Origin of the sequence: Pseudomonas sp. L7, assembly GCF_046605565.1 — a bacterium.
Lineage (GTDB): Bacteria > Pseudomonadota > Gammaproteobacteria > Pseudomonadales > Pseudomonadaceae > Aquipseudomonas > Aquipseudomonas wayambapalatensis.
Window position 1 is genome coordinate 4,898,576 of sequence record NZ_CP176784.1, and the last position, 15,694, is coordinate 4,914,269.

Consider the following 15,694-nt stretch of genomic DNA (forward strand, 5'->3'; position numbering starts at 1 on the left):
CGGCACAGCCTTTGCACTCTCCCCTCTGCCAACAGCACAACACTCAGCGGAGAGAGCACATGAAGCGACGCAGTCTGATCAAGGCCTTCACCCTCAGCGCATCGATCGCGGCGATGGGCCTGAGCTGGAGCATCCAGGCGGCCGAGACCATCAAGGTCGGCATCCTGCATTCGCTGTCCGGGACCATGGCCATTTCCGAGACGTCGCTCAAGGACATGGCGCTGATGACCATCGACGAGATCAACGCCAAGGGCGGGGTCAACGGCAAGCTGCTCGAACCGGTGGTGGTGGACCCGGCCTCGAACTGGCCGCTGTTCGCCGAGAAGAGTCGCCAGCTGCTGACCCAGGACAAGGTCGCGGTAGTGTTCGGCTGCTGGACCTCGGTGTCGCGCAAGTCGGTGCTGCCGGTGTTCGAGGAGCTCAACGGGCTGCTGTTCTATCCGGTGCAGTATGAAGGCGAGGAGATGTCGCCGAACGTGTTCTACACCGGCGCTGCGCCCAACCAGCAGGCGATCCCGGCGGTGGAGTACCTGATGAGCGAAGACGGCGGCGGCGCCAAGCGCTTCTTCCTGCTGGGCACCGACTACGTCTACCCGCGCACCACCAACAAGATCCTGCGCGCCTTCCTGCACAGCAAGGGCGTGGCCGACAAGGACATCGAAGAGGTCTACACGCCGTTCGGCCATGCCGACTACCAGACCATCGTCGCCAACATCAAGAAGTTCTCCGCAGGCGGCAAGACGGCGGTGATCTCCACCGTCAATGGCGACTCCAACGTGCCCTTCTACAAAGAGCTGGCCAACCAGGGACTGAAAGCCACCGACGTGCCGGTGGTGGCCTTCTCGGTGGGTGAAGAGGAACTGCGTGGTATCGACACCAAGCCGCTGGTCGGCCACTTGGCGGCGTGGAACTACTTCGAGTCGGTGGAGAACCCGGTCAACCAGAAGTTCGTCGCCGACTGGAAGGCCTACGCCAAGGCCAAGGGCCTGCCGGGTGCCGACAAGGCGGTGACCAACGACCCGATGGAGGCCACCTACGTGGGTATCCATATGTGGGCGCAGGCGGTCGAGAAAGCCAAGTCCACCGATGTCGACAAAGTGCGTGAGGCCTTGGCCGGGCAGAGCTTCCAGGCACCGTCGGGGTTCACCCTGACCATGGACAAGACCAACCACCACCTGCACAAGCCGGTGATGATCGGCGAGATCCAGGATGACGGGCAGTTCAGTGTGGTCTGGCAGACCGAGCAGCCGCTGCGTGCGCAGCCGTGGAGCCCGTTCATTCCGGGTAACGACAAGCGACCTGACTATGCGGTGAAGGGCAACTGATTGCACGGGGGCCGCGTTGCGGCCCATTCGCGGGCAAGCCCGCTCCCACAGGTACGGTGCAAGGTCTGGAACCGGCGCGGTCCCTGTGAGAGCGGGTTCACCCGCGAAGAATCCACCGCTGATTTCCAGGATTACCCGCATGTTCAGACTCCTGCTCTCCCTCCTGCTGCTCCTGCCTCTGGCCACCCAAGCCAGCGAGGGCGAATTCTTCCTCGGTGCCAAGCCCGCCGAACAGGCCAGCCTGCTCGAAGGCTGGGCCGCACAACCCGAACCGGCGCGCCTGGCGCTGCTGGAAAACCTGCGCGAAGGGCGCATCGCCGAAGACGACACGCGCAAGGTGCGCCTGAACAATCGCCTGCGCGGCCTGATCGACAATGCCTTGGCCAGCCATCAATTGCTCAGCGCCGACAGCAATCTGCGTCTGGCCGCAGCACGGCAACTGCAAAAAAGCGCGCAACCGGCGCAAATGGCGCTGCTCGACCGCGCCTTCGCCAGTGAGCCGGACGCCGCCGTGCACGCCGCCCTAGGCCTTGCCCTGGCCAACCTGCAACTGGGCGCCAGCGAACCTCGGGTACGCCTGGCCGCAGTGCGCCTGCTCGGGGAAACCGGCGACCCGCTGGCACGTACCCGTCTGGAAGCTCTGTTGCAGCCTGGCGCAGAACCCGACGCCGGAGTGCGCACCGCCGCCGAGACCAGCCTGGCCCAAGTGCAGCGCAAGCTGCTGTTCGGTGAAATCCTCGGCCAGGCGTTCAGCGGCCTGTCGCTGGGTTCGATCCTGCTGCTGGCGGCCCTGGGCCTGGCGATCACCTTCGGCCTGCTCGGGGTGATCAACATGGCCCACGGCGAGATGCTGATGCTCGGCGCCTACAGCACCTACCTGGTGCAGGTGCTGGTGCAGCGCTATGCCCCAGGCGCGATCGAGTTCTACCCGCTGATCGCGCTGCCGGTAGCCTTCGCCGTCAGTGCCGGCATCGGCATGGCGCTGGAGCGCACGGTGATCCGCCATCTGTACGGCCGCCCGCTGGAAACCCTGCTGGCGACCTGGGGCATCAGCCTGATCCTGATCCAGGCGGTACGCCTGCTGTTCGGCGCGCAGAACGTCGAGGTGAGCAACCCGGCGTGGTTGTCTGGCGGCATCCAGGTGCTGCCCAACCTGGTGCTGCCGTACAACCGCCTGGTGATCATCGGCTTCGCCCTGGCGGTGGTGCTGCTCACCTGGCTGTTGCTCAACCGCACGCGGCTGGGGCTGAACGTGCGCGCGGTCACGCAGAACCGCAACATGGCGGCCTGCTGCGGGGTGTCCACCGGGCGCGTCGACATGCTCGCCTTCGGCCTGGGCTCGGGTATCGCCGGGCTGGGCGGGGTCGCCCTGAGCCAGGTCGGCAACGTCGGCCCTGACCTGGGCCAGAGCTACATCATCGACTCCTTCCTGGTGGTGGTGCTCGGCGGCGTCGGGCAACTGGCCGGCAGCCTCTGGGCCGCCTTCGGGCTGGGTATCGCCAACAAGCTGCTGGAGCCGCAGATCGGTGCGGTACTCGGCAAGATCCTCATCCTTGCGCTGATCATTCTGTTCATCCAGAAACGCCCGCAAGGCCTGTTCGCCCTCAAGGGACGGGTAATCGACTGATGAACCAGCCACTGCTTGTCACTGCCACACAAAAGGCCGGCCCCCGGCTGTCGATGGCCATCGGCGTTGTCGTCGTCCTGGCACTGCTGGCCCTGCCGCTGCTGTCGCTGCTGCCTGACGGCCATGCTCTGCAGGTCTCGGCCTACACCCTGACCCTGGTCGGCAAGATCCTTTGCTACGCCATCGTCGCCCTCGCGCTGGACCTGGTCTGGGGCTACGCCGGGCTGCTGTCGCTGGGCCACGGCCTGTTCTTCGCCCTGGGCGGCTACGCCATGGGCATGTACCTGATGCGCCAGGCGGCCGGCGACGGCCTGCCGGGCTTCATGACCTTCCTGTCGTGGAGCGAGCTGCCCTGGTACTGGGCCGGCACCCAGCATTTCGCCTGGGCGCTGTGCCTGGCGGTACTGGCGCCGGGGATGCTGGCACTGGTGTTCGGCTGGTTCGCCTTCCGCTCGCGGATCAAGGGCGTGTACTTCTCGATCATGACCCAGGCCCTGACCTTTGCCGGGATGCTGCTGTTCTTTCGCAACGAAACCGGGTTCGGTGGCAACAACGGCTTCACCAGCTTCCGCACCATCCTGGGCTTCGAGATCACCGCGCCGGGCACCCGCGCGGTGCTGTTCCTGCTCACTGTCGCACTGCTGCTGGGCAGCCTGTACCTGTGCTGGCGGCTGACGCGCAGCAAGTTCGGGCGCCTGCTCACCGCGCTGCGCGACGCCGAGAACCGCCTGATGTTCTGCGGTTACGACCCACGCGGCTTCAAGCTGCTGGTGTGGGTGCTCAGCGCCGTGCTGTGCGGCCTGGCCGGGGCGCTGTACGTGCCGCAGGTGGGCATCATCAACCCCAGCGAGATGTCGCCGACCAACTCCATCGAAGCCGCCGTCTGGGTTGCCCTGGGCGGGCGCGGCACCCTGATCGGCCCCCTGCTTGGCGCCGGCCTGGTCAATGGCATGAAGAGCTGGTTCACCGTGGCCTTCCCGGAGTTCTGGCTGTTCTTCCTCGGCGCACTGTTCATCCTGGTCACCCTGTACCTGCCCAAGGGCGTGGTCGGGTTGCTGAAGAAAAGGAGCCAGCCATGAGAGGCATCCCTGCGGTTCATCCGGAATTCATGCTGGAGCCGGTCTTCGACCAGGTTGGCACTGGCCGCGACGCCATCGGCCTGGGCCAGCCGCGCAAGGCCGGGCTCGACACCCGCCATGGCACGGTGCTGAGCCTTGAAGACATCAGCGTCAGCTTCGACGGTTTCAAGGCGCTCAACGCGCTCAACCTGTACATCGGCGTCGGCGAACTGCGCTGCATCATCGGCCCCAATGGCGCGGGCAAGACCACGATGATGGACGTGATCACCGGCAAGACCCGCCCCGACACCGGCAGTGCGTTCTTTGGCGACACCCTGGACCTCACCCGCATGAGCGAATACCAGATCGCCCAGGCGGGCATCGGCCGCAAATTCCAGAAGCCCACGGTGTTCGAGGCACTGAGCGTGCATGAAAACCTCGAGTTGGCGCTCAAGGCCGACAAGTCGGTCTGGGCCAGCCTGGCGGCGCGGTTGACCGGCGAGCAGCGTGAACGGATAGAGCACGTGCTGACGACCGTGCGCCTGAACAGCCTGGCCTCGCGCCAGGCCGGGCTGTTGTCACACGGCCAGAAGCAGTTCCTGGAGATCGCCATGCTGCTGGTGCAGGAGCCGCAGTTGCTGCTGCTCGATGAGCCGGTTGCGGGCATGACCGACGCCGAGACCGAATTCACCGCCGAGCTGTTCAAGGGCCTGGCGGGCACGCATTCGCTGATGGTGGTGGAGCACGACATGGGCTTCGTCGGCAGCATTGCCGACCATGTGACGGTGCTGCACCAAGGCTCGGTGCTGGCCGAGGGGTCACTTGCGCAGGTACAGGCGGATGAGCGGGTGGTCGAGGTATATCTCGGTCGTTGAACAGAGGGAGTTGTGTCGGCCTTTTCGCGCTCCCACAAGGACAGCGTGATCCCTGTAGGAGCGGGCTTGCCCGCGAAAGGGCCGGCACAGTCAAAGCAGAATTGTCAGGAACCAAACATGCTCAAGATCGACACCCTGCACCAGTACTACGGCGGCAGCCACATCCTCCGAGGCCTGTCGTTCGAAGCCAGGATCGGCGAAGTCACCTGCCTGCTGGGCCGCAACGGTGTGGGCAAGACCACCCTGCTGCGCTGCCTGATGGGCCTGGTCCCCGCCCGCGAAGGCAGCATCGAGTGGGAGGGCAAGCCGATCACCGCGCTCAAGCCCCAGCAGCGGGTGCATGCCGGCATCGCCTACGTGCCTCAGGGCCGCGAGATATTCCCGCGCCTGACCGTGGAGGAAAACCTGCTGATGGGCCTGTCGCGCTTCAGCGCCCGCGAGGCGCGGGAGGTGCCGGCATTCATCTACGAGCTGTTTCCGGTGCTCGAGCAGATGAAGCAGCGCCGTGGCGGCGACCTCTCCGGCGGCCAGCAGCAACAGCTGGCGATCGGTCGCGCCCTGGCCAGCCGCCCGCGCCTGCTGATCCTCGATGAACCCACCGAAGGCATCCAGCCGTCGGTGATCAAGGAAATCGGCGCGGTCATCCGCAGCCTGGCCCAGCGCGGCGACATGGCCATCCTGCTGGTCGAGCAGTTCTACGACTTTGCCGAGGAGCTGGCCGACCAGTACTTGGTCATGGCCCGCGGTGAAATCGTCCAGCGTGGCCGCGGCGAAAACATGCAGGCCGAAGGTGTGCGCGGGCTGGTAACCATTTAATCTGCAGCATCGAGTTCGCGAAGACACTGCCATGAGCTACCTGATCCGTGATGCCCTACCCGACGACGTGGCGGGCATCCTCGACATCTACAACGACGCCGTGCGCAACACCACGGCGATCTGGAACGAACAACAGGTAGACCTGGCCAACCGCCAGGCCTGGGTCGCTGCACGTGTAGAGCAGGGCTATCCGGTGCTGGTGGCCGTGGATGAAAGCGGCGTGCTGGGCTACGCCTCCTTTGGCGACTGGCGTACCTTCGAGGGCTACCGCTTCACCGTCGAGCACTCGGTGTATGTGCGTGGGGATCAACGTGGTAAAGGCCTGGGGCCGGTGCTGATGCAGTTGTTGATCGAACGTGCACGCAGTTGTGGCAAGCATGTGATGGTGGCGGCCATCGAGAGTGGCAACGCTGCCTCGGTGCGCATTCATGAGCGGCTGGGGTTCGTGGTGACCGGGCAGATGCCGCAGGTGGGCGTCAAGTTCGGACGCTGGATGGACCTTACCTTGATGCAGTTGGTGCTGAATCCAGGTGCCGAACCAACCTGAAATTGATGTTGGCTGTGCTGGCCTCTTCGCGGGCAAGCCCGCTCCCACAGGTATTGCACCGTATATGAGACCCGCGCAGTACCTGTAGGAGCGGGCTTGCCCGCGAAGAGGCCAAGCCTGCAAACCTCACATCTGGGTAAACCGCCCCAACCGCTGCCGCAACATGCTGTTCTCACTGCGCAACTGCTGCACTTCCTGCAGCAACTCCAGCGCCAGCGCCACCCCTTCCCACTCCAGTTCCAGCTCCTGGTGCAGCTTGGCCGCACGCTTGGCCAGCAGCGGCGCCTGATCGTCGAATAACCAGTCCTCCGGGGTGCGCCCGGAGGGTTCGACAATGCCGTGCTCGACGATTTCGATCACACAGTCGGCCGTGACATCGGCCTCCTGACACAAGGTTCGCATGTCCAGTTGAACGATCAGGGTGCTGCTCATGGTCACTTACTCCATTGTGTCCTCGGGTTGAACGCGGCCTTCTCGGAGAGTTTGGTCCACAGTTCGCGAGTGGTCGCATCGGAGGTGCTCGGCATGACCACCTTGAGCTGGGCGTAGAGATCGCCACGCTCGCCCTGCTTGTTCGCAAGGCCCATGCCCTTGACCCGCAGGCGCTGCCCGCTCTGGCTGTCGGGGCGGATGGTCAGGTTGATCTTGCCGGTCAGTGTCGGTACCGCCACCTTGGTCCCCAGCGCCGCCTCCCAGGGGGCCAGCGGCACGGTGATGATCAGGTCGTGACCTTCGACATCGAACAGCGGGTGCGGCGCCATGCGAATGGTCAGGAACAGGTCGCCGTTGGCGCCACCGCCCACGCCCGGAGCGCCCTGGCCCTTGAGGCGGATGCGCTCGCCATCGGTCACACCGGCGGGGATCTTCACGTTCAGCGTCTTGGTGGTGAAACCGGTGCGCTGCCCGGCAGCGTTGGTCTGCGGGACCTGGAAACTGATCTGCTTGGATTCCTTGCTCAGGGTCTCTTCGAGAAAGACCGCCAGTTCCAGTTCCACGTCCTGCCCTCGCCTGCCGGCACTGCGCTGCTGGCCGCGTGCGCCGCCAAAGGGATTGCCGCCACGGGCACCGAAGATCGAGCTGAAGAAGTCAGAGAAATCGCCGCCCTCGAAGCCGCCACCACCGCCGCGGCTTTCCCAGCCTGGCGGCGCCTGGAACGGCCGGCCATGCTGGCCGCCGTACTTGCGGATCTCGTCGAATTCGGCGCGTTTCTGCGCATCGCCCAGCACTTCGTAGGCCTCGTTGGCCTCCTTGAACTTGTCCTCGGCGTCACGTTCCTTGCTGACGTCAGGGTGATACTTGCGCGCCAGCTTGCGGTACGCGGCCTTGATCGCCTTCTCGTCCGCGCTGGGCTCGACGCCGAGTATCTTGTAATAGTCTTTGAAGTCCATCTAAGGATCACCAGTAGGAATTTTCGTGTTGCATCTGAAGATTGGGGTCAAGCATAGCCTTTCAAGGTTCGCTTGGGTTTGTCTTATGGCAGACGATCGGTCTTGATTCTGTCGGCCACTGGCATAAACTGCGCGGCCGTTTGGCCTCCGGAAGCCCCTCCCCATGTCTGACCTATCCCCGGCTCGCGCCCTTGGCATCGACTTCGGCACCTCCAACTCCACGGTGGGTTGGCACCGCCCTGGCGTCGAATCGCTGATCGCCCTGGAAGAGGGCAAGATCACCCTGCCGTCGGTGGTGTTCTTCAACATCGAGGAGCGGCGCCCGGTGTACGGCCGCCAGGCCCTGCACGAGTACCTGGAAGGCTACGAAGGCCGCCTGATGCGCTCGCTCAAGAGCCTGCTGGGCTCCAAGCTGATCAAGCACGACACCAGCGTGCTGGGCAGCGCCCTGCCGTTCAAGGATCTGCTGGGCATGTTCATCGGCGAGCTGAAGAAACGCGCCGAGGCCAATGCCGGGCGCAGCTTTGACCAGGTGGTGCTGGGCCGCCCGGTGTTCTTCGTCGATGAAGACCCGGCGGCCGACCAGGAGGCCGAGGATACCCTCGCCGAAGTAGCGCGCAAGATCGGCTTCAAGGACGTGTCGTTCCAGTACGAACCGATCGCCGCAGCCTTCGACTATGAATCGGGGATCAGCCGCGAAGAGCTGGTGCTCATCGTCGATATCGGCGGCGGTACTTCGGACTTTACCCTGATCCGCCTGTCGCCCGAGCGCCACCTGGTCGATGAGCGCCAGGATGACATCCTCGCCACCGGCGGCGTGCACATCGGCGGAACCGACTTCGACAAGCAACTGAGCCTGCAGGGCGTGATGCCGCTGTTCGGTTATGGCAGCCGGATGAAGAGCGGCGCGCTGATGCCGACCAGCTACCACCTGAACCTGGCGACCTGGCACACCATCAACGCCCTGTATTCGCAAAAGTCGCAACTGGCCCTGGGCAGCATGCGCTACGACATCGAGGATGCGCTGGGCATCGACCGCCTGTTCAACCTGATCGAACAGCGCGCCGGGCACTGGCTGGCGATGGAAGTGGAGGCCAGCAAGATCGAGCTGACCGACCAGGCCAGTCGGCGCATCGACCTGGGCCGGGTCGAGCCGGGCCTGGCGGCGGACCTGACCCGCGACCTGTTCGAGGACGCCATCGACGGCCTGCTGCAGCGGGTCCGTGGCAGTGTCAGCGAGCTGCTGGCCAAGGCTGGGGTCAGTGAAACGCAGGTGGATACGGTGTTCTTCACCGGGGGTTCGAGCGGTATTCCGGCGCTGCGCAACAGCGTTGCGGCGATGCTGCCCAATGCGCGGCATGTGGAAGGCAATATCTTCGGCAGCATTGGCAGCGGGCTGGCCATCGAGGCGCGCAAGCGTTACGGGACAATTTGATCCTTTGCCTGTACTGGCCTCTTCTCGGGTAAACCCGCTCCCACAGGGTTACCTATGCCTTGAAGGCAGCGGAGAACCTGTGGGAGCGGGTTTACCCGCGAAGAGGCCTGTACAATTTCAAGCACCCCCTCAGACCAGCTCCATCCGCCTGAGCTCACTCTTCAGGTAGGCATAGTAGATCGGCCCCGCCACCACCCCCGGCAAGCCGAACGCCGCTTCGAACACCAGCATCGCCAGCAACAGTTCCCACGACTTGGCCCTGATCTGCCCACCGACGATCCGCGCGTTGAGGAAATACTCGACCTTGTGGATGACGATCAGGTAGCCCAGCGCCGCCGCCGCCACCCAGATCGACAGCGACAGCCCGACGATGGTGATCAGGGTGTTGGACATCAGGTTGCCGATCACTGGCAGCAGCCCGAGCAGGAAGGTCAGCACGATCAGGGTCTTGGTCAGCGGTAGGTGCACGTCGAACAGCGGCAGCACCACGGCGAGAAAGATGCCGGTGAACGTCGTGTTGAGCAGCGAGATCTTGATCTGCGCGAAGACGATGTTGCGAAACGCCTGCACCAGCAGGCTCAGGCGCTCGAACAGCGCGGCGGCCAGCGGCTTGCGTCGGGACAGGTCGGGCAGCCGCTGCAAGGCGATGATGGCGCCGAGGATCATGCCGATCAGCAGGGTCACGAACATGTGTGCCATGCCCTTGCCCACCAGTTGCAGGTCGCTCAGGTGGCTGCGGATCCAGTCGCCGATGGCCACCTTGAACTCTGCCGCGCTGGCCGGCAGGTAGCCCTCGATGAACGGCGGCAACTGCCCCCGGGCGCGCTCCACCAGGCCCATGAACTTGTCCAGCGAGGCGCCAGGGTTTTCGGCTTCGTGCAGCAGAAAGCTGAAGGCCCCGGCAATCAGCAAGGTCAGCGTGCTCACCACCAGGGTGCCGAGCAGCGCCACCGCCAGCCAGCGCGCCCGTTGCCCCGCGATCAGCGGCTGCAGGCGCGGGGTGAGCATGTTCACCAGCTCGAACACCAGCAGGCCCGCGAGCAGGCTCGGCAACAGCTTGAGGGGCAACGCCAGGAGCAGGCCGGCAACGACGATGATGCAGCTGGCCAGGGTGATCTGGCGGGGGGTGAAAGTCATACAGCCTCGGCGGCAGACAGCGGAAAGACCCGCAGTCTGCCAGCCTTCAGGCGACAGGCATAGGCGCAGGTCACTTCTTCTTCAAGCATTCGCTCATGAATGCCTTGCGCTCGTCGCCCTTGAGCGCCGTGGCCTTCGGGTCGGCGTTGCAGGCCTTCATGCGCTCCTGCGGCGTGGCTGGCTTGGCAGGCTCGGCTTTTTTCAGGCAGGTGCTCATGAACGCCTTGCGCTCGTCACCCTTGAGCTCCTTGGCGGTCGCGTCGGCGTTGCAGGTCTTCATCTTTTCCTGTTGCGGGGTGGCGGCGAATCCCTGGCCGACGATCGACATCCCCAGTACCAGCAATGAAACGTGCAGCATCTTCATGGAGTGGTCTCCTTGTCCCGCGCAGGATGCGCGGTCGTCGAGCTGAGTGTAGACAACAATTCCTACATCCCTGATCGCACCCGCCGCCGGTACTGTTCCGGCGTGCATCGGGCCTGGCGCTGGAACATGGCGATGAACGCCGAGGCACTGCTGTAGCCCAGGTCGAAGGCGATGCTCTGGATCGGCGTGCCGGTCTCCAGCGCTTCGATGGCGCGCAGAAAGCGCAGGCGCAGGCGCCACTCACCAAAGCTCATACCCAGTTCGCGGATGAACTGGCGGGCCAGGGTACGCTCGCTGACATGCACCTGCCCCGCCCAGTGGCCGAGCGGGCGGTTGTCGCCGGGCTCGGCGTGCAGGGCCTCGAGCACCTGACGCAGGCCGTCGCTGCGGGCGAAAGGCAGGTAGCAGGTTTGCGTGGGTGCCAGCAGCAGTTGGTCGAGCAGTACCTGGACCAGACGCTGGTCGCGTTCGTCCTGGGCGATGTTGAGGTCACGACGGGCGAAGTCGCCGAGGATCGCCTTGAGGATGTCGCTGATCGCCAGGCTGCAGGGCTGGGAAGGCAGCTCGGCGCACAGGCTGCGGTCGAGATAGACCGAGCGGAACACGACGGCCTGCGGGTTGTAGCAACCGTGTTCACGGTCAGGCGGCACCCAGACCGCATGGTTTGGCGGCGAGATGAAACGCTGGCCGTCAACATCCAGGTGCATGACGCCGTGGGCGGCATAGTTGAGCTGGCCCCACGGATGAAAGTGCGGGGCGCTGACCGTGTCGGCGCCGAACTCGTCGTAGCGAAAGTACACCGGGGCCGGGAGTTCGGGGAAACGGGGATGGTCGAGGTATTTGGCGGACATGCTGTCTGCTTCATAGGGTGAGTTGTCTGGATGGGAGTATAGCCTCGTGGACAGACAGCGGATAATGGCGGGCATCTCCGGTGGTCTTCCAGCGGGCAAGTCGGAGCGCCGAACCGACCCACAGAAGTGTCACACCGAAACAGCAATTCCCACGAGTCAAAGCCTCATGAACTACAGCTTCCCCGTCCTGGCGATTCTTATCTGGGCCGGCAACACCGTCGTCACCAAGATGTCCGCCGGAGCGATCTTTCCCGCCGAGATCGGCTTCTACCGCTGGCTGCTCGCCGGCCTGCTGTTCACCCCGTTCCTGCTGCCGCAGGTGTGGCGCAACCGCGCGGCGATCCGTGCGCAGTTGGGCAAGCTGTTCGTCCTGGGCGTGCTGGGCATGGTCATGTACCAGAGCATGGCCTACTTCGCCGCCGGCATCACCAGTGCCACGAACATGGGCATCATCCTCTCGCTGATGCCGCTGATGTCGCTGGGCCTGTCGATCGCCTGGCTCGGCCAGCGCCTGACCTACGGCGCCTCGCTCGGCGCCCTGGTGTCGTTCTTCGGCGTGCTGGAGGTGGTGTCCGCCGGCAACCCCGGCGCGCTGCTGCACCAAGGGCTCAATGGCGGTGACCTGCTGATGCTGGTCGCCACCTTCGCCTACGCCCTGTACAGCGTGCTGCTGAAGAAATGGCAATTGCGCCTGCCACAGATGCAACTGCTGTACATGCAGATCTGGATGGCGATCCTGGTACTGCTGCCGATGTACCTGCTGTCGGAGAAGACCGGGCTGACCGCGAACAATATCGGCCTGGTACTGTACGCCTGTGTACTGGCGTCGATGATCGCGCCGCAGTTCTGGATGCAGGCCGTGCACAGGCTCGGGCCGACCCGCACGACCCTGTTCTTCAACCTGTTGCCGGTGGTGACTGCCGTGATCGCCGCCGGGGTCCTGAACGAGCAGTTGGCCAGCTATCACTTGTATGGCGGCCTGCTGACACTGGCCGGGGTCATCCTCGCCGAACGCTGGACCACCCCCGTGCGCCGCGCGCCTACAGCCCGGCATCCTTGAGTCGGGCAGCGTGCTCGGTGAACAGGCGCACCGGGTCCGCGCCCTTGCCCACGGCACCGAACTGCTGGTTGACGATGTCCAGGTGATCGAGCGGGTAATCGTCGCCGATCACCTGGCCCAGGTGCGAACTGCAACGCCCGACCATGCCATCGCACTGGCCTTTCTCGCGGGTAAAACTGCGGGCGAACAGGCGGCAGAACCGGTTGCTGCCATCGAAGCGGTTCCAGCCGTTGTCGGTACGCCCGGGCTGCAGGATGCCGGACCAGGAGTAATAGCGCACGCCACCGACCTCGGCGGCCCCCTCGCCGCCCCAGTGCTGCGGCAATCCCTGCGGATACGCCTGGTTGAACAGCGCCACGCCCGAACAGGTCAGCGACTGATGCGAGGCATGCACATCGATGGGGAGCGGATCACGGCGCCAGCCGGTCTCCAGCCACACCAGCAGCAGCGCCAGGCCATGCAGCGCAGCCTTGAGCAGGCGCCCCCGGGCCGAGTCGCCAGGGGCGCTGCGTTCGAGATAATCGGCAAGTTCCGAGCCCTGGTTGGGGCCGGCCACCGAGGTCACCGACGCCACCCGCCCGGGCCTGCAGGCCGCGGCATAGCGCGCACTCAACGCACCCTGGCTGTGGCCGATGAGATTGACCTTGTCTGCCCCGGTGCGCTGGCAGATGTCTTCGATGATCGCCAGCAACTGCTCGCCACGCACCTCGCTGGAATGAAGCGGCGAGACCTGCACTGCAAACACCTGCGCCCCGCCCCGGCGCAACGCCGGGACGATGCCGAACCAGTACGGATAGAGCAGCAACCGCACGAAACCGAGCATGCCCGGCACCAGCACCAGCGGGTAGCGTGTGGCCAGTTCGTTTGCCATCTGCCATTTCTCTCCCTGAACCCTGCCCTTCTCAGAGTAGTCGCCGCTTCGCTTGATGAATCGAACTCCTGACGCGCCGTGCGGTTCCAACCTTAACAGCTACCCGCAACGGACCTTCTGCAAGGAGCGGAACCATGAACAAAGCGATCCTGGCCATTCTTGTCGCAAGCACGACCCTCGCCGCCTGCGGCAGTCGCCCGGAGAACCCGGTGGACTACGTGACCTACCGCGACGAGCCGCTGGTCAAGCAGGTCGAGCACGGCATGACCACGCAAAAGGTCATCGCCATCGGCGGCAGCCCGTCGAACATGAGCGACCTGCCCAACGGCGGGATCTGCAACGACTACATCCTCTACAAGGATGGCAAGCAGCAGCCCTACTACGTGCGCTTCGACGCCAGCGGCCATGTCGATGCCAAAGGCTTCAAGACCTGCAAGCAACGAGAAGAGGACCGCAAGGCCGTCCCCGGCCAGTGAGCCCTCCCGCCCCAACCCCTGATCTGTATGGAGAGAGTCATGAGCAACGTTGAACTGACCGATATCAACACCTTGCGCCAGCGCGCGCGCCAGCATGTCGAGCAAGGCGCGGTCACCGAGGGCTACAACGCCGACCGCCAGGAAATCATCCGCCTGCTGAACGAGTCGCTGGCCACCGAGCTGGTCTGCACCCTGCGCTACAAGCGCCACTACTTCATGGCCAGCGGTATCAAGGCCAGCGTCGCCGCCGAGGAGTTTCTCGAGCACGCCAAACAGGAAGCCGAACACGCCGACAAGCTGGCCGAGCGGATCGTCCAACTGGGCGGCGAGCCGGACTTCGACCCGGACAACCTGAGCAAGAACTCCCACGCGCAGTACGTGGCCGGCAGCAATCTCAAGGAGATGGTGCTCGAAGACCTGGTCGCCGAGCGTATCGCCATCGACAGCTACCGCGAGATCATCCAGTACATCGGTGACAAGGATCCGACCACCCGTCGTATCTTCGAGGACATCCTGGCCCAGGAAGAAGAGCACGCCGACGATATGTCGGACCTGCTGCAAGGGCTGTAAATACTTCAGGAGCGGCGGTTCGCCGTTGCGACTTGCCCGCAAAGAGGCCATCGCGGTGCCCCGCACCGCGACAACCCCGCTCCAGCCCTCTCAACGGAACCGCGCAAAGGCCTGCCACATTTCCCGGGCGAAGATCTGCGGCTGCTCGAACGCCGCGAAGTGCCCGCCATGCTCGGCTTCATTCCAGTAGAACAGTTCAGCGTAGGCTTGCTCGGCCCACTTGCGTGGCGGCTGGAAGGTCTCGGCGGGGAACACCGTGGCCCCCATCGGCAACTGGATCCGCTCTGAAGACGCGCGCACGGCCGAGAAGAAGCTGCGGTCGCGAATGGTGCTGCCCACACCCTCCCAGTACAAGCGGGCGCTGGACGTGCCGGTGCCGGTGAACCAGTACAACGAGATGTCGTCGAGCATCTGGTCGCGGCTCAGGGCATCTTCCGGACGGCCCTTGTTGTCGGTCCATTCCCAGAACTTCTCGTACATCCACATGGCCAGCGCCAGCGGCGAGTCGTTCAGTGCATAGCCGATGGTCTGCGGACGGGTGTTCATCTGGTCGGCATAGCCGGACATCTGGTTCAGGTAGTGATCCACATCGCTCAGCGCCTGCAGCTCGGCCTCGTCCGGGTGCTCCGGCGCCTGCTCGGGCACCACCAGCAACAGGTTCACGTGAGCCGCCAACAGGCCCGCCGGTTGCTGGCTGGCCAGTGCGTGGGTGATCGCCGATCCCCAATCACCGCCTTGGGCGACCCAGCGCGTGTAGCCGAGTTTCTCGGTCATCAGCACGGCCCAGGCACGGGCGATCCGCTGTGGGTTCCAGCCCAGGCTGGTGGGTTTTCCCGAGAAGCCGTAGCCAGGAATCGACGGCACCACGACATGGAAGGCGTCCTCGGCACACCCCCCGAAACGGGTTGGATCGGTAAGGCGCTCGATGACGTCGAGAAACTCCACCACCGACCCCGGCCAGCCGTGGGTCAGCAGGATGGGCATCGCCTCAGGATGCGGCGAGCGCGCATGGATGAAGTGAATGGCGACGCCGTCTATCTGCGTATGGAACTGCTCGAAACGGTTGATGCGGGCCTCGAAACGGCGCCAGTCGTAGTGGTTGAGCCAATGATCGATCAGGCCCTTGGCGGCCTCCAGGGGCACGCCCTGGGACCAATCGGCGACCAGTTCCGGGTCGGGCCAGCGGATAGCCCGCAGGCGCTGGTGCAGGTCGTCGATTGCAGCCTGCGGGATATCGACCTTGAAGGGCTCGAGGGTGGAAAGCGTGGACATGTTCAACTCCGGATGAAAACAA

Annotated in this window: 17 protein-coding genes; 10 read left to right on the top strand and 7 right to left on the bottom strand. The window is 64.6% G+C overall.

Annotated features, from left to right (window positions below; all coding sequences use genetic code 11):
- Positions 1–59 precede the first annotated feature (59 nt).
- The 6 genes from urtA (at position 60) to ACK3BK_RS22470 (ending at position 6,248) form a co-directional block, all read left to right on the top strand.
- Positions 60–1,325: an urea ABC transporter substrate-binding protein gene (urtA, locus tag ACK3BK_RS22445; RefSeq protein ID WP_186665977.1), complete on the top strand. Its 1,266-nt coding sequence runs from the start codon at positions 60–62 to the stop codon at positions 1,323–1,325.
- A gap of 139 nt (positions 1,326–1,464) precedes the next feature.
- Positions 1,465–2,952 (top strand): urea ABC transporter permease subunit UrtB, encoded by a 1,488-nt coding sequence (gene urtB, locus ACK3BK_RS22450; RefSeq protein ID WP_411383352.1) that lies wholly within the window; start codon positions 1,465–1,467, stop codon positions 2,950–2,952.
- Positions 2,952–4,031: an urea ABC transporter permease subunit UrtC gene (gene urtC / locus ACK3BK_RS22455; protein ID WP_186665973.1), complete on the top strand. Its 1,080-nt coding sequence runs from the start codon at positions 2,952–2,954 to the stop codon at positions 4,029–4,031. Before urtB ends, urtC begins: the two co-directional genes overlap by 1 nt.
- Positions 4,028–4,885: an urea ABC transporter ATP-binding protein UrtD gene (urtD, locus tag ACK3BK_RS22460; protein WP_186665971.1), complete on the top strand. Its 858-nt coding sequence runs from the start codon at positions 4,028–4,030 to the stop codon at positions 4,883–4,885. Before urtC ends, urtD begins: the two co-directional genes overlap by 4 nt.
- Positions 4,886–5,002: 117 nt before the next feature.
- Positions 5,003–5,701, top strand: coding sequence for an urea ABC transporter ATP-binding subunit UrtE (urtE, locus tag ACK3BK_RS22465; protein WP_054894570.1), 699 nt, complete (start codon positions 5,003–5,005; stop codon positions 5,699–5,701).
- Positions 5,702–5,732: 31 nt separating this feature from the next.
- Positions 5,733–6,248 (top strand): N-acetyltransferase family protein, encoded by a 516-nt coding sequence (locus ACK3BK_RS22470; RefSeq protein ID WP_411383353.1) that lies wholly within the window; start codon positions 5,733–5,735, stop codon positions 6,246–6,248.
- Between the two features lie 126 nt (positions 6,249–6,374).
- Here ACK3BK_RS22470 and ACK3BK_RS22475 read toward each other — a convergent pair whose 3' ends face one another.
- Both ACK3BK_RS22475 and cbpA read right to left on the bottom strand, forming a co-directional pair.
- A complete protein-coding gene (locus ACK3BK_RS22475) occupies positions 6,375–6,680 on the bottom strand; it encodes a chaperone modulator CbpM (protein ID WP_186665968.1) in 306 nt (101 codons plus the stop codon).
- 2 nt (positions 6,681–6,682) lie between these two features.
- A complete protein-coding gene (gene cbpA / locus ACK3BK_RS22480) occupies positions 6,683–7,636 on the bottom strand; it encodes a curved DNA-binding protein (RefSeq protein ID WP_186665967.1) in 954 nt (317 codons plus the stop codon).
- A 163-nt stretch (positions 7,637–7,799) separates the two neighbouring features.
- Here cbpA and ACK3BK_RS22485 point away from each other — a divergent pair, with 163 nt between their 5' ends.
- Positions 7,800–9,071, top strand: coding sequence for an Hsp70 family protein (locus ACK3BK_RS22485; RefSeq protein ID WP_411383354.1), 1,272 nt, complete (start codon positions 7,800–7,802; stop codon positions 9,069–9,071).
- A 129-nt stretch (positions 9,072–9,200) separates the two neighbouring features.
- Here the strand turns inward: ACK3BK_RS22485 and ACK3BK_RS22490 are convergent, their stop codons facing one another.
- From ACK3BK_RS22490 to ACK3BK_RS22500, 3 genes are all read right to left on the bottom strand, one after another.
- Positions 9,201–10,208, bottom strand: coding sequence for an AI-2E family transporter (locus ACK3BK_RS22490; RefSeq protein WP_411383355.1), 1,008 nt, complete (start codon positions 10,206–10,208; stop codon positions 9,201–9,203).
- A 70-nt stretch (positions 10,209–10,278) separates the two neighbouring features.
- Positions 10,279–10,572: a PsiF family protein gene (locus ACK3BK_RS22495; RefSeq protein WP_186665964.1), complete on the bottom strand. Its 294-nt coding sequence runs from the start codon at positions 10,570–10,572 to the stop codon at positions 10,279–10,281.
- Positions 10,573–10,634: 62 nt separating this feature from the next.
- Complete coding sequence (locus tag ACK3BK_RS22500; RefSeq protein WP_411383356.1) at positions 10,635–11,423, bottom strand: AraC family transcriptional regulator; 789 nt, start codon at positions 11,421–11,423, stop codon at positions 10,635–10,637.
- 166 nt (positions 11,424–11,589) lie between these two features.
- On the opposite strand from ACK3BK_RS22500, the gene ACK3BK_RS22505 reads away from it, so the two are divergent.
- A complete protein-coding gene (locus ACK3BK_RS22505) occupies positions 11,590–12,483 on the top strand; it encodes a DMT family transporter (protein ID WP_411383357.1) in 894 nt (297 codons plus the stop codon).
- Here ACK3BK_RS22505 and ACK3BK_RS22510 read toward each other — a convergent pair.
- Positions 12,464–13,354 (bottom strand): esterase/lipase family protein, encoded by an 891-nt coding sequence (locus tag ACK3BK_RS22510; protein WP_411383358.1) that lies wholly within the window; start codon positions 13,352–13,354, stop codon positions 12,464–12,466. The two genes, ACK3BK_RS22505 and ACK3BK_RS22510, sit on opposite strands and share 20 nt — an antisense overlap.
- Positions 13,355–13,488: 134 nt before the next feature.
- Between ACK3BK_RS22510 and osmE the strand changes: the two genes are divergently transcribed.
- Together osmE and ACK3BK_RS22520 are read left to right on the top strand one after the other, a co-directional pair.
- Complete coding sequence (gene osmE / locus ACK3BK_RS22515) at positions 13,489–13,830, top strand: osmotically-inducible lipoprotein OsmE (RefSeq protein ID WP_186665960.1); 342 nt, start codon at positions 13,489–13,491, stop codon at positions 13,828–13,830.
- Positions 13,831–13,869: 39 nt separating this feature from the next.
- Positions 13,870–14,400, top strand: coding sequence for a bacterioferritin (locus ACK3BK_RS22520; protein WP_411383359.1), 531 nt, complete (start codon positions 13,870–13,872; stop codon positions 14,398–14,400).
- A 90-nt stretch (positions 14,401–14,490) separates the two neighbouring features.
- Here the strand turns inward: ACK3BK_RS22520 and ACK3BK_RS22525 are convergent, their stop codons facing one another.
- Entirely contained in the window at positions 14,491–15,672 is a 1,182-nt protein-coding gene (locus ACK3BK_RS22525) for an epoxide hydrolase family protein (protein ID WP_411383360.1), read from the bottom strand.
- Between the last annotated feature and the right edge of the window lie 22 nt (positions 15,673–15,694).

Excerpts from the sequence above, each read along its gene's own strand:
- ACK3BK_RS22470 (WP_411383353.1), top strand. The coding sequence starts at position 5,733 with ATGAGCTACCTGATCCGTGATGCCCTACCCGACGACGTGGCGGGCATC.
- osmE (WP_186665960.1), top strand. The coding sequence starts at position 13,489 with ATGAACAAAGCGATCCTGGCCATTCTTGTCGCAAGCACGACCCTCGCC.
- urtD (WP_186665971.1), top strand. The coding sequence starts at position 4,028 with ATGAGAGGCATCCCTGCGGTTCATCCGGAATTCATGCTGGAGCCGGTC.
- urtC (WP_186665973.1), top strand. The coding sequence starts at position 2,952 with ATGAACCAGCCACTGCTTGTCACTGCCACACAAAAGGCCGGCCCCCGG.
- ACK3BK_RS22490 (WP_411383355.1), bottom strand. The coding sequence starts at position 10,208 with ATGACTTTCACCCCCCGCCAGATCACCCTGGCCAGCTGCATCATCGTC.
- ACK3BK_RS22485 (WP_411383354.1), top strand. The coding sequence starts at position 7,800 with ATGTCTGACCTATCCCCGGCTCGCGCCCTTGGCATCGACTTCGGCACC.
- ACK3BK_RS22520 (WP_411383359.1), top strand. The coding sequence starts at position 13,870 with ATGAGCAACGTTGAACTGACCGATATCAACACCTTGCGCCAGCGCGCG.
- ACK3BK_RS22495 (WP_186665964.1), bottom strand. The coding sequence starts at position 10,572 with ATGAAGATGCTGCACGTTTCATTGCTGGTACTGGGGATGTCGATCGTC.
- ACK3BK_RS22500 (WP_411383356.1), bottom strand. The coding sequence starts at position 11,423 with ATGTCCGCCAAATACCTCGACCATCCCCGTTTCCCCGAACTCCCGGCC.
- urtA (WP_186665977.1), top strand. The coding sequence starts at position 60 with ATGAAGCGACGCAGTCTGATCAAGGCCTTCACCCTCAGCGCATCGATC.
- urtE (WP_054894570.1), top strand. The coding sequence starts at position 5,003 with ATGCTCAAGATCGACACCCTGCACCAGTACTACGGCGGCAGCCACATC.
- ACK3BK_RS22525 (WP_411383360.1), bottom strand. The coding sequence starts at position 15,672 with ATGTCCACGCTTTCCACCCTCGAGCCCTTCAAGGTCGATATCCCGCAG.
- ACK3BK_RS22505 (WP_411383357.1), top strand. The coding sequence starts at position 11,590 with ATGAACTACAGCTTCCCCGTCCTGGCGATTCTTATCTGGGCCGGCAAC.
- cbpA (WP_186665967.1), bottom strand. The coding sequence starts at position 7,636 with ATGGACTTCAAAGACTATTACAAGATACTCGGCGTCGAGCCCAGCGCG.
- ACK3BK_RS22510 (WP_411383358.1), bottom strand. The coding sequence starts at position 13,354 with ATGGCAAACGAACTGGCCACACGCTACCCGCTGGTGCTGGTGCCGGGC.
- urtB (WP_411383352.1), top strand. The coding sequence starts at position 1,465 with ATGTTCAGACTCCTGCTCTCCCTCCTGCTGCTCCTGCCTCTGGCCACC.
- ACK3BK_RS22475 (WP_186665968.1), bottom strand. The coding sequence starts at position 6,680 with ATGAGCAGCACCCTGATCGTTCAACTGGACATGCGAACCTTGTGTCAG.